Below are 14152 nucleotides of genomic sequence, written 5' to 3' on the forward strand. Positions count from 1 at the left end.
TTGATTGTACGAAACAGTGACTTCACTTACGAAGAACTAGAAAAACTACCCATGGCTAGTATTGATAGCCTGTATATGGCACATGTTCTTGAAAAGAATGGTGGTTAACGTATTTTCCGTAAAGCGAACACTTCACAACGATATACAATTGTGCTATACTTATAATATGAAAGGTGTGAGAAAAATGGCTCAAATTAACTTTAGAATTGACGATGAATTAAAAGAAGAATCTAAAGAAATCTTTGATTCTCTAGGAATTGATTTGACAACAGGTATTAAAATATTTTTAACTAAAGTTGTTCGTGAAAAAGGAATTCCTTTTGAAATGACTGTACGAAAAGATAATCTTGCTCAAGCATTAGAAGAAATGAAAAGTGAAGACTATAAATCATTTGATAGTGTGGCTGAATTAATGAAGGACTTAAACGATGAAGATTAAGCGTACTCCCACTTTTAAAAGAAATTACAAGTCCCTAAAGAAAAAACATTATGACATGCAAAAACTAGAAATTGTCTTAGAATTACTTGTCCAGCAACAAACAGATATACTTTATCAAAAGTATAGAGACCATGCGTTAAAAGGAAACAAACAAGGACTTAGAGAATTGCATATTGAAAAAGACTGGCTTCTTGTATACGAAATAAAAAACGAGATTTTAGAATTATGGTTACTAGCCACTGGAAAGCATGACGATGTTCTTTGAAGTCTTACAAGCGGGCAGATTGAGAGGTGATTTTCATGAGAGTAATGGTTAAAAATGAAAAAATAGATATGCTATATTCGATTATTTTAGTGTTGTTAGGTTTATTCGCACTGTTTGTATGTAAAGTTTATAATTTCTACTGGGAATGGACTTCGTTTTTCTTGTTTATGGAGATAATTTCTTCAATTAATTTACCAGCTGCGATTAGAAGAAAAAAACAATACAAAAAAATTGAAGATTTGAGAAAAGTATTAAACTTATCCATTGAAGAAGTACGAGAAATTGCGGATATTGGTAGATATGATTTAATAGATTGGAAATGGGATAAGGCATATATCCCACAAAAAAAGTTGTACAAATTAGAGGATACATTAGAGAAAATGTACTTCAAAAAGTTTGATAAAGAATTTGTGTTAGATAACAAAGGATATGTTCAATCAACTAGTCTCACAAACGGTGAGAATTAACAACAAACACAGGGTTGTTTACACAACAGAAAAAGAAAAACATTTGGTAAAAGTTTGGAGTGCATGGTCACATTATGAAAAAGGAATGCCAAGGTAGACGTATCAAAAACTCAATTGGTCATAGAAGCACCATTTACAAAAATTGACACTCCTGCGACTTAAGTCGTGGGAGTGTCAATTTGAAGGTACAAACAATATTTTCTAGGTATAGAATATCAGAAAGTTACGTAAAAAACGTGACGAAATTGTAAGTTGTATTATTACTGTCAAGACGTTATTTTTTTATTATGTAGATGGGGTTAAAAATCTACAAATAAAGAAATGAAAGAGGATGAATTATGAATATTAAGTTTAAGATTGGTGTAATAACTTTGGTAGCAATTTTAGGTATAAGCGCAACAATACCTAGTGTAACTGCTTTAGCAACAGAAATAGAACAAGATAATCAAACCTCTTTGTATGATATTGAAGAAGATAATAATACTACTTATGATACTAAAACAGAAGAAGCAGCAGCAGTTCAGTTGACAGATAACGATTTAATTATTAATGGAGAAGTTTATAATCAAGAAAAACTAGAAGCACTTTTAGAAACAGCGCAGGAAGTTGAACAGCCTAGTAATGGTGGACGACAAAAGAGATTTGCTGCCGCTGCAGGAGTTTACTTTATTCCAGGTATTGGACAAGTTGCTTTAGCGGCAACTGGGGCTATTGTTTTAGGTGGAATTACGATTGGAGCTGGACACTGGGCATATAACACAATTAAGAATTGGCTAAATAATCCACAAAATAGTGCTTCTAGAGCCTATGGTATTCCTAAAGGTTTGTTAGATTCAAATGGTAATGTCAAATTAGGTAATTTTAACCAAAAAGTAAAAGGGAAAAATGCTTGGAAAGACCCTAAAACAGGCTATGTTAAAGAAAAAGATACCGCAGGACATGGCGGAAGAAAGTGGAAAATAAAAGATAAACAAGGAAATAGAAAAGCTTCAACAGATGGAAATGGAAAAATTTTATCAAAATAAAATTAGGTATGTATTAAATGAAAAAAAAATTTAGAGGATTAAAACGTAAATGGAAACTAATGATAACTAATTTGGATAAATTAGCTATAGATGCCAACTATGCTGATGATGAAATTTTCATTAAAGAATCATTTGAATATTTCAATAGGAAAATATCTGCACCTTATAAAATTGAGCTGTTTGACAAATTGTTACACATACTTAATACTAAGCAAAAACAAGATGGTAAGCGTTGTTATCTGTTATGGTATCTTCCAAACGATATATTTGAATCAAGTATTCTAATTTTTGATGGATTTATTGAATTAGAGAACTTTTTAAAAGAAAGGAACTATAAAGTTGTCGATAATGACAATTACCGATTGTTTTTAAATAAAAATAAAATGCCCGAAAATTATATAAGTGCTAGAGTTAAAAGTGAAGAAAGGGTATCAGTAACAGCGACAATTGAAAATGAAGAATATATAAATAAAATATCCGTGATATTAATAGCTAATGAAAAAATTATTTCTATGGTAAAAAAAGAATTGAATTAATATAGTGCTGGGAACAATCAGAGTCACACTAGAATAACAGTCTAGGTGTCTTACAAACCGCTCTCAAAAACGATGGTTTGTGAGACTATAAAAATAAGCGATAACTAAAAAAGAGGAATCCTTTAAATTAAGGGTTCCTCTTTTCTCATAACCCGTCTCAATTTCAACGTCTCATATACTCCTGTTTGTGTTATAGATTTGTTCAATAAGGTATACTCTATTGAACTTTTTTGTGTGGTTATTAAATCAGTCTTTCTTAGTGTTCATTAGACTTGTTCAAAACGGAGGTGATTTTCAAGTGCGAAAAGGAGAATTTGTCGTTTTTACAGGAAGTCTGAGTTCAATGACGAGAAAGCAAGCACAGGCTCTTGTGACTGGTGTGGGGTGGAAAGTACAACATATGGTCACAAAACAGACAACAATACTAGTTGTTGGCTATCATCAAACAAAATTGACAGATCCTTTTTCGGAATCCGAGAGGCGAACAGGAGAAACGTCCGTCGAAAATTCGTGTCAGTTGTATCGAAAAATGGTATAAATAAGCAAAAAAGGGGGATAAAACAAGGAAAATTCTATTGAAAATCCGAATAAGATTATAGTAAACTTAATTTGTAAAAAAACAGCATGTTAAGTCTATTTTGCGTACCAATTACCTCAACAAAAATTTCTTATTCTCATCAAAAATCTTCTAATTAACTTATTAAAAACACACTAACTAAAATTCAGACACATACAAATTACATGGAAGATATACAGAAAGGTGGTTAGCATTATGATGCAAATATCTGTTGGGAAATGGGGAAACTCAAACGCGATTAGAATTCCCGCTGAACTATTGAAAGCAATCAGTGCGAAACAAGGGGATAAATTGGATGTTGAAATTGAAAATGGAAAACTAGTTTTAGGTATCGATTCTAAAGATGAGTTAACATTTGAACAATTATTTAAAGATTATAGTGGAGAATCCTTAAAAAGTTTATTGGTAGAGTTTGAACCAGTAGGAAATGAACTATGGTAAAACAAGGTGATATTGTAAAATTTAATTTGAATCCGAAACAAAGTCATGAGCAGCAAGGTTACAGACCTTATATTGGTTTAAACTATAAGGGTGTTGCGCAATATTCTAATATCGCGATATTCTCTTCAATTCCTAATGCAAAACGAAACTATCCTCTTTATGTTCCAGTACCAAAATCAAATTAAACCACCGGAAAAGTATTACTAGATTAACTAGTTGCAATTGATTACAGTGCTGGAAAATATGATTTTATAGAAACTGTCTCTAACGATTTTGTCGAAGAACTGTTAAGAAAAGTAAAAGTGATTTTTCAAAAAGATTGAGCTGCGAGAAAATCTAACAGCTCTCAGGCTGTAGAGAAATCGAAATGTTCAACCGTTTTTTTAGGGGCACTTTGTCAAATGAGGTTGTAAAGAAAAATCCAAAAGATAATGGCTCTTTGTCAAATAGGACTGATAGAGTGATATAAGAACATCTAAGGTAGAATTTATTTTCTGCTTTAGATGTTTTTTATGTTTAATAAGTGATCAGATGATTGATTAAGAAAACTCTGGTTCTCATCCTACGAAAGCTTCTAAACCCGTAAGCTATTCGTTTCAATGCTTTGATGTGGGTATGCAGATTCTCTATTTTAGCATTTGAGTAAGGCAACTCTAAGGCTAAACGAATGCCTGATTCATAGTTTATAAACGCTTTTTTTATATGATGCAGTTCTCTTGGAACCGACTTGGGCATTGTTTTTACAAGCTGAAAGAAGATGTCCGCTTCTTTGTCATGAAAAGCTTGAAGAATTTCTTAATAGTAAGCATAAGCTATTCGTAGTTCATCAGAAGTAGAAAGCAGACGTTCTACGACTTCACTTTCGGTTAGATAGGCCCAACCAAAATTACGCCATTTTGTCCATTTATCATAAACAAGCATGTCCTGTCGTGTAATCAGAAGTCGAGATAAAGCCTTCACTTGTTGATAGTGTTTGGCTTGTATTGGATCGTTTCGGTCGAAGCTTTTCATGACTCGTAGTCGAATATCCTCAAAACTGCGAATGAGGTGCTTGACGATGTGAAAGCGATCCACAACGAGTTTGGCATGAGGAAAGCACTCTTTTATCAACGAAGCATAAGAAGCATTCATATCCGTTAGAGTATTTTTACGTTTAAACGTGCACGTCGTTCAAATTGTATAAAATAAGAAACCAAGTCTTTCTTCTTACGTGAAGGAAGAATATCCAGTAATTTCCCGGTATCGCCATCCATACAAGAAAAAGAATAGGGACCAACTTGATTTTTCAATGAACGAAATTCATCCACCAATAAACAACGATGCAACCAATTTCTTTTCACTTTTGTCATGGGGAGCAGAGAAGCGAGTGTTCGCGAAACGGTTGACCAAGAAACGCCGCAATGTTTAGAAATCGTCGTCATTGCTTGCTTTTCAGTCAATTCCTCCAATATTTTATAATGTGCTTGTTTGGCGATAAAACAGTTTTTTTCAACAATGTAGGTATTCGCCGTAAAATAGGTGTGACAGCCATGACAGAGGTATCGTTGCCTTGCCAAAGCAAGATAAGTCCGTTGATTCGCACACTTATTGAGAAGGACCAGCGATTTTTTCTTTCCGTTCTTAACGATCAGCCCATGTTGATTCACCTAGGACAGCGATGAATCGTTTTAATGAGCGTAGCAGAAACAACGATACTGTTGATTGAATGTATTTTTTCTTCTCGACATGAGTGATTTGAATGTTTTTATCTTTGATTCCTAGTAATAGTTTGATAGAATGAAGATCAGACATACAGAACGCTCCTTTGATTGAGTAGGAGGTAGCCTTTTTGTTTTTTTAGAGTTTGAGTTTTCGTATAAAATAATTATCGATTCTATAAATATTAAAACTTTTTAATGAAAATTCGAGAAATATTATATATAGTTATATTGATTAATGCTTTTTCAAACCGAATTTATTATATAGTCAAGTTTTTATTTTTCAGTAACTTTGGGTAAAAACAAAAGTTTTCAATATACTTACCTTTATTATTGGGTTGTAATTTAAGTGAAAAAGAAAGATAGTTTGTTGTTATAAGCTATAGACGAATTAAGTGCTTTTTTTCGTTCACTTACAGTTTAGAAAGTAGGTATAGCGAAACAAATTCTGTGGGATATGTGTTATTTTACTGTAATTTATAAACTAGAAATACTTAGATAAAAGTCATTAATAAAAATACTATACTTGGAGTGAAGATGATGAGAAAAAGAGGTTTGTTCTTCTTGGTTTGGATAGTCGTGTTATTGTTCTCTGCTCAATCTTTCATTAATGGCATGACAGCAATTGCGTTAACGGAAGACAAAGAAAAAAACGAACAACAATTATTTGATAACGAATACGGTAAGGCTTCAATTCAATATCAAATTAAGGAAAATCATGTTGATTGGCAAATCAATATACATAAAAATGACAACAAAGAACCAACACGCTTGACCTATTCGCTACAAGATGTAAAAGATAAAGCTGTTATCTTGCCAACAATGGTCAAAGATGATCAGTCATCAGAAAATTTATTTGAGGTAAAAACAGATAAGAGTATTGCAGACTACGGTCAAGTAGTGGAAAAAGAAGTATCCACTGCTATTAAAAACGATCAAATTAAATTTACGACACCGGTGGTAAGTGAAGTCAATTTAAAAATTAGTTTGAATACAAAAACGGACGATAAGGCTGAAGAAGTAGGATTCTCAAAAGAATATCCGATTACACTTGTGAAAGCTAACGTAACAGAATCGACAACAATACAAAGTAGCTTGGGTTCAAGCACTGTTGAATCGACTGCGACTTCTTCTAGTGAGGCTACAAAAGAATCAACAAGTGGTGATGTAACGAATCTAGGCGATGCTGACGAAGCAACAGTTGATTCCGCTAAAAAAGAAGCTGAAAAGAAATATGAAGAAACAGGCAGACCACAAGTAATTACGCGGAGCGCGGCAGATAGCTTGGGTTTTGCTGGAAGAACATACGCAAATATCGAGCCTCAATATATTACTGATAACAGTGGGACTTATCCGGAATACTCTTGGATTCCCGATGGAAATACGAATGTTATAAATCATCAAGGGAAGGTTGGCGGAGGATCTTCATGGGATGGGATAACATCTTGGGACGGAAATCAAAACAATAAGAAAAATTCTTATATAGAATATGGCGGAACCAGAGCAGATGCTGATTTTGCAATTAGAAAGTATGCCAAGGAATCTACACGATCACAAGGATTGTATGATGTCTTCCTGAATATTCGTGGAAATGTTCAAAAGGAAATTACACCAATTGATATTATGTTAGTTGTCGATTGGTCAGGTAGTATGAATGATAATGACCGAATTGGCGAAGTGAAAAAAGGGATAGATCAATTCGTCAATACATTAGCTGCTAGTGGAATCTCCGATAAGATTAATATTGGCTATGTTGGGTACTCTAGTCCAGGATATCTTAACAATACAATTAATTTAATGCCTTTCAAGGACGCTCAGCAACGAATAAAGACTTTTACACCAAATAAAGCCTCGGGAGGAACATTTACAGAAAAAGCTTTGCGAGATGCCCAGAATCAACTTTCCAATGGTGCTAAAGACCATAAGAAGGTTATTGTTCTGCTAACCGATGGGGTTCCAACTTTCAGTTATAAGCCATCAAGTGTTAAGAGCATAGCTAATGCACCCAAAACACTGACAGAAGGGGAAAAATATTATGCTGATGATAGTGAAAACACTATTATTGGACAGGGAAATTCTTCTTCATTAAATGGATACTATACGTACTCTCCTGAAAACGGAAATAGAGGTAACTATGTTAAAAATTATCCAACAGCAAAATATAGTGAAAATTCTACGTACGTTAGAGTTCCAAATGCTTTTGTTGCTACTATTGGTCAGGCAGTTAAAATTAAAGAAGCAGGAACTGAAATTCATTCATTGGGTATACAGCTAAATAGTGACGTAAATGCAGGATTAACGTCGGAGCAAGTTCAAAATAGAATGAAACAAATTGCTACTAAAAGTGATAGCGGAGTCCTTTATTATGAAACAGCAAATAAGGCTTCGGGAATTGCAAATTACTTTTCTAATAAGGCAGTTCAGATTATTGGTACCGTAAGTGGTGGTAAAGTAATTGATCCTATTGGGAAACAATTCAATTATGTAACTAATTCATTAGAGATAACTTCAGTTGCTGGATCAGCTCTAATACCAAATTACACCGAACCAGAAAAAAATGGTGAGATAGACATCAACAATCTTAACTTGGGAAAAGGTCAAGAAATTCAAATTCATTATCAAGTTAGGATAAATACAGAAGACGAAAATTTTGTGCCTGATAAGTGGTATCAAATAAATGGGAGAACAACCTTTACACCTAATCAAGAGCTCCCCGATAATATGGTAGATTTCGGTGTTCCTTCTGCAAAAGCACCAGGTACAACAATAGATTTAACTAAAAAATGGGATGAGTTTGATAATAATATACTAGGAAGATCAGATTTATTGTTCCAGGTTAGTAGGAATGAAGTCCCTATAGGTGTTTTGAAAATAACTAGTCAAAATGAAAAATCAGATGATAAAAACATCTGGAGTAGAGAACACGTTCAGAAGATTTCTGCTGCGCAGTTACCTTATAATGAAACAATTTGGTTACCAAAATTTGATAATCAAGGTAATGATTTTAAATATGCAATTAGTAAAGAACTAACAGAACTTACAAATTATGAATCAACTAAAATTGATGATAATACTTGGAAAAATACTAAGATATTTACCCCTTTGTCTTTAAAGATTACTAAGAAAGATAGTATTACCGGAAGTTTACTGAAGGGTGCTGAGTTTGCTATTTCTGGTGGTGATTTAAGCGAATCAACTTTGCTCGAATCAATAGGTGATGGAACTTATGTGTTACCCAAAAATATTACTTTAAATAAGGGGAAAGTTTACGAGGTAAGAGAAGCAAAAAGCCCAGAAGGTTATCGAATGTTGAATGATCCAATTCGAATAGAAATTGATGCAACTGGAAAAGTAAGTATATCTAACAAAGAACTATCTAATGCTAATTTAACTGTGTCTGACAATGTCATAACTTTCGATGTTCCCAACAAACCCAAAGTCCCGCTTCCTTCCACTGGTGGTTCGGGTACGTGGATGTACTATTTAGCTGGCTCGCTAGCATTGGTTGTGGTGGGCGGTTATCTCTTTTACCGTTCTCGTAATAGTAAGGGGGTGGCGTAGATGAAGAAAATGCTGTTGGCATTTACTAGTTTACTGCTGTTTGTACCTCTAATGATGGGGATGTCGGCCAGTGATACGTCAAAGGATAATCGTGTGGATATTGTGTTACACAAGATTGCTTTTCCGGATGGAGAGATGCCGGCTGATAGTGAAAACACAGGCCGTGCGGATGACGATCATGCCTCCTTATTAAAGGAATATCACGGTTTGAATAATGTGAAATTTGAAGTTTTCGATGTTTCTCGGAAATTTTATGAGTTGAGAAATTCTGGAATGTCGGCGGAACAAGCGCAACAAGAACTTGCGAAACTTGGTCCAAATAAAGTTCGGGTTGCGGAAGGAACCACCCACCGCGCCAGTGAAGGGGAACAACGCTACACGGTAGCTGATGTGCAAGATGGTTTGCTGATTTTCAATCTTGCTGCGAAGTCTGCACAAGCGAAAGGGCAAGATGCAGTGTACTTGATTCATGAAGCTAGTGCCCCAAAATACATCAATACTGTTTCAAAAGATTTGGTGGTAGTGCTGCCGGTTTACGATGGCGATGCAGTTTTAAATCCGATTCATCTTTATCCGAAGAATGAACGGAAACAAACGATTCCACCTCGGTTTAATAAGGTCATGACGGACGGTAAAGCCAATTATAACTTTGGTGATAAGATTCCTTTCACGGTAACAACCACGGTGCCAGATGATTTGACCGACTATAAATACTTTAAAATTACAGACCAAGCGGATGATGTTCTACATTTTAATCCAGAATCGTTAAAGGTCACGATTGATGGTAAAGAGGTCAGCTTCCTGTATGAAAAAACCGTTCGCGAGCATGGCTTTGAATTGAATTTTAAGGATATTGACAAGTTATCCGATTACGAAGGAAAAACCATCGTGATCACTTATACCGATACCTTGATGAGTCATGAAAAAGTCGATGCAAAGATTGTGAATACCGCTTCCCTAGATACAGACTTCGATAAAATCACCAAGGAAGTGGACGTTAAGACTGGCGGCAAAAAATTTGTGAAGGTGGACATGGCGGATAATAATAAGCTATTAGCTGGTGCCAAATTTGTCGTCTTAAATGAGCAAAAGCAATATCTCGTGCAAAGTAAAGATGGTTTTGCTTGGGAAGATTCTAGGGATGCTTCGAATCTTGTGAAGCTGGTTTCCAATAAAGAAGGAGCGTTTGAGATTACTGGTTTAGCCTATGGCAAGTATCAACTACAAGAAATTACCGCACCGGATGGGTACCAATTGAATCAATCGCCGGTTGAATTTGTTATTAGCGAAACGAGCTATGATATGGCAAATGGTGTACTGAAAGTTGTCAACAAGGCGACCGAAACGCCACCTAATAAGCCCGATAAACCAAACAAACCGAATGTACCGGACACAAACAAACCAAATACCAAACACCATTTTCCAAAAACCAATGAAATCTTGAACAATAAGATGGTTTGGTTAGGTGCCGTCATGATTCTCATCATGATCATTGTGTTTGTTCGCAATAAAAAGGAAAAAAATGAAGAATAAAAAGGGGTTAAAGAAGATGAAAACAAGAAAACAGAAGATTTGGGGAATTATTGCAACATTAATTATGGTATTTCCTTTCGTATTAGGACTTGGTAATGCTAAAAATGTATTTGCTGATGATAATACAGATATGGCTAATATCATCATCCATAAAAAGAAAATGACAGGTGAGAATGTACCTAATCCACTGATTCAAAATAGTGGTAATGAGATGACAGAGTTTGATAACTATCAAGGGCTAGCAGGTGTTACTTTTAGTGTCTATGATGTTACGACTGAATTTTATAACAGTCGCGCTGCTGATACTTCGGTGGATGATGCTAAAGCTGAAGTAAAAAATTTGACTCCAAATACTCCAATTGCTCAAGGAACCACAGATGCAGGTGGAAATCTTACTTTGAATTTACCTAAAAAACAAAATGGCAAAGATGCGGTCTATACAATTAAGGAAGAAGAAAAAGATGGGGTTGTAGCTGCTGACAATATGGTAGTTGCCTTTCCAGTTTATGAAATGATTAAACAGGCAGATGGTTCTTATAAATATGGAACAGAAGAATTAAGCACAATTCATATCTACCCTAAAAACGTAGTCTCTAATAACGGAAGTTTACAGGTGAAAAAAGAAGGTACCGCTGAAAATGAAGGCTTGAATGGTGCGGAATTTATCATTTCAAAATCTGAAGGCGAATCAAACACAGTCAAATACATCCAAGGAGTTAAGGATGGCTTATATACTTGGACTACGAATAAAGAGGACGCAAAACATTTTATTACTGGCTATAGTTACAGTATCGGAGACAATCAATTTACAGAAGCGAAAAATGCGGATAGTGTAAAAGGTGAACTGACCGTTAAAAATCTTGAAGTTGGCGCCTATACGTTAGAAGAAGTAAAAGCTCCTAATAACGCAGCATTAATTGACAGTCAAACAAATACACCCTTTACGATTAGTGCCAATAGTACCGAAAAAACACCAGTTGAATTAACCATTAAAAATGATACATCAAAGGTTGAAAAAACAACACCGCAATTAAACGGCAAAGATGTAGCAATTGGAGAAAAAATTCAATATCAAATTTCTGTTAACATTCCTTTAGGGATTGCAGATAAGGATAGTAATGTAAATAAATACGTGAGATTCAACTTAGTCGATACGCATGATGCGGCTTTAACCTTTGATAACCAAACTTCTGGAGACTATGGGTATGTATTATATGATGGAGAAAAAGTGATTTCTTCAAAAAACTACCAAGTTACTGAACAAGATAATGGATTTACGGTTGCTGTTAATCCAGATTTTATTCCTTCATTAACGCCTGGTGGCACCTTAAAATTTGTTTACTTTATGCATTTAAATGATAAGGCAGATCCAACGAAAGGGTTTAAAAATGAAGCCAACGTTGACAATGGTCACACGAATGATCCAAACACACCAAGTGTTGAAGTTGTAACGGGTGGCAAACGCTTCGTCAAAGTTGATGCCGATGTAACATCAGATAAAACACTAGCGGGTGCATCATTTGTTGTTCGTAACGAAAACAGTGATACTGCGAAATATTTGAAGATCGATGACACAAAGGCAGTAAGTTGGGTGGATACTAAAGAAAATGCAACAACTTTTACTACAGAAGATGACGGCTTGATTGTGATTACTGGTCTTAAATACGGTACCTACTTCTTAGAAGAAACTGTGGCACCAAACGATTATGTTTTATTATCGAATCGTATTAAATTTACAGTTGACGATGCTTCTTACGGAACTACTGAAAATCTAATTGATGCAGAAAAAGTACCAAACAAACACAAAGGTACCCTCCCTTCCACTGGTGGTAAAGGGATCTATGCTTTCATCGCAATAGGTACGATTGCGGTAGCGGGTGCGGTATTCTACTTTACACGCGGACGCAAACAAACTGAAGCGTAAACGAACTGAACTGGGACAGAAGTCGTGAATGGCTTCTGTCCTGATTTTGCTATAAGGAGCGTCTCATGAAAAAGGCAGCGAAGAAGAAAACAACGAGAAAAAGAACATTTGTGGATATTTTGATGGTTTTGTTGCTGATTTTTGGCATTGGGGCGCTGTCTTATCCTTTTATCAGTGACACGCTGAATACTTTTTTAGATCAGCAAATCATCAATTATTATCAAGCCAAAGCAAATGCCGAAAATGAAGAGGCGATGCAGGCGGCACAAGAAAAGATGGAGCAAAAAAATAAGGAATTGGCAGAAAAAGGTAGTAATCCAGGCGCTGATCCTTGGTCTGATGCGACAAAGAAGAAAAAGGTGCCGAAAAATCCACCCAAAGATTATTATCAAACCCATACGATTGGTGTCATTAATATTCCTAAGATAAAAATTAAACTGCCAATTTTTGACACCACCAATGATTTATTTTTAGCAAAGGGAACTTCGCTATTGGAAGGGACTTCTTATCCAACGGGCGGCGAAAGCACCCACGCCGTCATTTCAGGACATCGGGGGTTGCCAGAAGCGAAACTGTTCACGGATTTACCAGAGCTAAAAAATGGGGATCAGTTCTACATTGAGATTAGTAAAGAAATCCATGCTTACGAAGTGGATCAAATAAAAGTAGTAGAACCGACGAATACGGATTATCTGCAGATTGAAAAGGGCAAGGATTACGTCACGCTCTTGACCTGTACGCCTTACATGATTAACAGTCACCGACTGTTGGTGCGAGGCCATCGCATTGCCTATGTACCTAAAATGGCAGCCGAGCTGAAAAAAGCCGACCGCTATCAATTGTTGCGAATTATTGGAATTGTGGTAGGGGGAGTATTACTTATCGCACTTTTAGTCGCCGCAGTTATTAAGCATGCCAAAACATTAGCCATTGCCAAAAAGCGCTATTTGTTGGAATTCAACATATTGCAGAATCAAAAGCCCTTAACCGGGGTGACTTTTGCGGTTTATGATCGTAAAGGAAAGCATCAAATCAATCGTGATGGCAAACCGCTAAAAGCAACAAGTGATGAAGCAGGAATCATTCAAATTGAAGCGATGGAAGGTGGAAAATACGTTCTGAAATCGACTACGGGCAATTTGAAAATTCAAATTAAAAAAGTGACAGATGAGCGATTTACCCTGGTTACCAAAAAGAGTCCTTGGCAAAAGACAAATAATTATACTGTTGAAAATAATCCAAATTTAAAATAATTTAATGTATAATCTGACACATTTGAAGCTCTTTCATTGGGCAGTTGACCATATTTTTGCTACACTTGAAGAGTAGTAAAGAATAAGGAGGCTATATCAATGGATAAAGATCAAGTTAAAGGTAAAGTAAATGAAACAGCAGGTAAGGCAACAGGTGATGATTCAAAAGAATTAAAAGGTAAGCTACAACAAGAAGCTGGCAAAATCAAAGAAAAAGCTGAAGATTTAAAAGATGATGTAGCTGGTGAAATCAACAAATTGTTTGATAAAAAAGATAAAGAAAAATAAATTTTTGCTGGCTCTTTGTCAATGGTGTTGTTTTGATTAAATCATACTTTAGGAAATGCTGAAGCATTTCCTTTTTTGTGTTATTAATTATTTCACAATATTTTTCTGGATTAGAGCATGCATCCGGAGGTGACGAAAAGTGTGAA

General features: G+C 35.3%; 13 protein-coding genes and 1 pseudogene. 13 read left to right on the forward strand and 1 reads right to left on the reverse strand.

Annotated elements, in window-relative coordinates; genetic code table 11:
* Positions 1 to 184 precede the first annotated feature (184 nt).
* From RU96_RS11010 to RU96_RS13545, 8 genes are all read left to right on the forward strand, one after another.
* A complete protein-coding gene (locus tag RU96_RS11010; RefSeq protein WP_071865569.1) occupies positions 185 to 439 on the forward strand; it encodes a type II toxin-antitoxin system RelB/DinJ family antitoxin in 255 nt (84 codons plus the stop codon).
* A complete protein-coding gene (locus RU96_RS11015; RefSeq protein WP_071865570.1) occupies positions 429 to 704 on the forward strand; it encodes a type II toxin-antitoxin system YafQ family toxin in 276 nt (91 codons plus the stop codon). Before RU96_RS11010 ends, RU96_RS11015 begins: the two co-directional genes overlap by 11 nt.
* Positions 705 to 739: 35 nt before the next feature.
* The gene (locus tag RU96_RS11020; protein ID WP_071865571.1) at positions 740 to 1171 is read left to right on the forward strand and encodes a hypothetical protein; all 432 of its coding nucleotides are present in this window, start codon (positions 740 to 742) and stop codon (positions 1169 to 1171) included.
* Positions 1172 to 1509: 338 nt separating this feature from the next.
* Positions 1510 to 2196 carry a hypothetical protein gene (locus RU96_RS11030; RefSeq protein ID WP_071865572.1) on the forward strand — a complete coding sequence of 229 codons (687 nt, stop codon included), beginning with the start codon at positions 1510 to 1512 and terminating at the stop codon, positions 2194 to 2196.
* Between the two features lie 17 nt (positions 2197 to 2213).
* The gene (locus tag RU96_RS11035; RefSeq protein ID WP_249024182.1) at positions 2214 to 2732 is read left to right on the forward strand and encodes a hypothetical protein; all 519 of its coding nucleotides are present in this window, start codon (positions 2214 to 2216) and stop codon (positions 2730 to 2732) included.
* 298 nt (positions 2733 to 3030) lie between these two features.
* Positions 3031 to 3270, forward strand: coding sequence for a BRCT domain-containing protein (locus RU96_RS11040; protein WP_071865573.1), 240 nt, complete (start codon positions 3031 to 3033; stop codon positions 3268 to 3270).
* Positions 3271 to 3504: 234 nt separating this feature from the next.
* Positions 3505 to 3750, forward strand: a complete 246-nt coding sequence (locus RU96_RS11045; protein WP_084035492.1) for an AbrB/MazE/SpoVT family DNA-binding domain-containing protein — start codon at positions 3505 to 3507, stop codon at positions 3748 to 3750.
* Positions 3744 to 3935 (forward strand): type II toxin-antitoxin system PemK/MazF family toxin, encoded by a 192-nt coding sequence (locus tag RU96_RS13545; RefSeq protein WP_379924360.1) that lies wholly within the window; start codon positions 3744 to 3746, stop codon positions 3933 to 3935. Before RU96_RS11045 ends, RU96_RS13545 begins: the two co-directional genes overlap by 7 nt.
* A gap of 312 nt (positions 3936 to 4247) precedes the next feature.
* Here the strand turns inward: RU96_RS13545 and RU96_RS13465 are convergent.
* Positions 4248 to 5541: pseudogene (locus tag RU96_RS13465) on the reverse strand (ISL3 family transposase); the annotation flags it as partial.
* Positions 5542 to 5984: 443 nt separating this feature from the next.
* Here RU96_RS13465 and RU96_RS11065 point away from each other — a divergent pair.
* From RU96_RS11065 to RU96_RS11085, 5 genes are all read left to right on the forward strand, one after another.
* A complete protein-coding gene (locus tag RU96_RS11065; RefSeq protein ID WP_071865575.1) occupies positions 5985 to 9008 on the forward strand; it encodes a VWA domain-containing protein in 3024 nt (1007 codons plus the stop codon).
* Complete coding sequence (locus RU96_RS11070) at positions 9009 to 10541, forward strand: SpaH/EbpB family LPXTG-anchored major pilin (protein WP_071865576.1); 1533 nt, start codon at positions 9009 to 9011, stop codon at positions 10539 to 10541. It begins immediately after the preceding gene.
* A gap of 16 nt (positions 10542 to 10557) precedes the next feature.
* Positions 10558 to 12465 (forward strand): SpaH/EbpB family LPXTG-anchored major pilin, encoded by a 1908-nt coding sequence (locus RU96_RS11075; protein ID WP_071865577.1) that lies wholly within the window; start codon positions 10558 to 10560, stop codon positions 12463 to 12465.
* 65 nt (positions 12466 to 12530) lie between these two features.
* Positions 12531 to 13718 (forward strand): class C sortase, encoded by a 1188-nt coding sequence (locus RU96_RS11080; RefSeq protein WP_071865578.1) that lies wholly within the window; start codon positions 12531 to 12533, stop codon positions 13716 to 13718.
* A 99-nt stretch (positions 13719 to 13817) separates the two neighbouring features.
* On the forward strand, positions 13818 to 14006 hold the full coding sequence (locus RU96_RS11085; protein WP_071865579.1) for a CsbD family protein: 189 nt from the start codon (positions 13818 to 13820) through the stop codon (positions 14004 to 14006).
* Positions 14007 to 14152: the final 146 nt, after the last annotated feature.

The sequence above is a fragment of the Enterococcus canintestini genome (assembly GCF_001885735.1).
GTDB classification, from domain to species: Bacteria; Bacillota; Bacilli; order Lactobacillales; family Enterococcaceae; genus Enterococcus_C; species Enterococcus_C canintestini.

Excerpts from the sequence above, each read along its gene's own strand:
- RU96_RS11010 (WP_071865569.1), top strand. The coding sequence starts at position 185 with ATGGCTCAAATTAACTTTAGAATTGACGATGAATTAAAAGAAGAATCT.
- RU96_RS13545 (WP_379924360.1), top strand. The coding sequence starts at position 3,744 with ATGGTAAAACAAGGTGATATTGTAAAATTTAATTTGAATCCGAAACAA.
- RU96_RS11085 (WP_071865579.1), top strand. The coding sequence starts at position 13,818 with ATGGATAAAGATCAAGTTAAAGGTAAAGTAAATGAAACAGCAGGTAAG.
- RU96_RS11030 (WP_071865572.1), top strand. The coding sequence starts at position 1,510 with ATGAATATTAAGTTTAAGATTGGTGTAATAACTTTGGTAGCAATTTTA.
- RU96_RS11045 (WP_084035492.1), top strand. The coding sequence starts at position 3,505 with ATGATGCAAATATCTGTTGGGAAATGGGGAAACTCAAACGCGATTAGA.
- RU96_RS11015 (WP_071865570.1), top strand. The coding sequence starts at position 429 with ATGAAGATTAAGCGTACTCCCACTTTTAAAAGAAATTACAAGTCCCTA.
- RU96_RS11020 (WP_071865571.1), top strand. The coding sequence starts at position 740 with ATGAGAGTAATGGTTAAAAATGAAAAAATAGATATGCTATATTCGATT.
- RU96_RS11035 (WP_249024182.1), top strand. The coding sequence starts at position 2,214 with ATGAAAAAAAAATTTAGAGGATTAAAACGTAAATGGAAACTAATGATA.
- RU96_RS11075 (WP_071865577.1), top strand. The coding sequence starts at position 10,558 with ATGAAAACAAGAAAACAGAAGATTTGGGGAATTATTGCAACATTAATT.
- RU96_RS11065 (WP_071865575.1), top strand. The coding sequence starts at position 5,985 with ATGATGAGAAAAAGAGGTTTGTTCTTCTTGGTTTGGATAGTCGTGTTA.
- RU96_RS11070 (WP_071865576.1), top strand. The coding sequence starts at position 9,009 with ATGAAGAAAATGCTGTTGGCATTTACTAGTTTACTGCTGTTTGTACCT.
- RU96_RS11080 (WP_071865578.1), top strand. The coding sequence starts at position 12,531 with ATGAAAAAGGCAGCGAAGAAGAAAACAACGAGAAAAAGAACATTTGTG.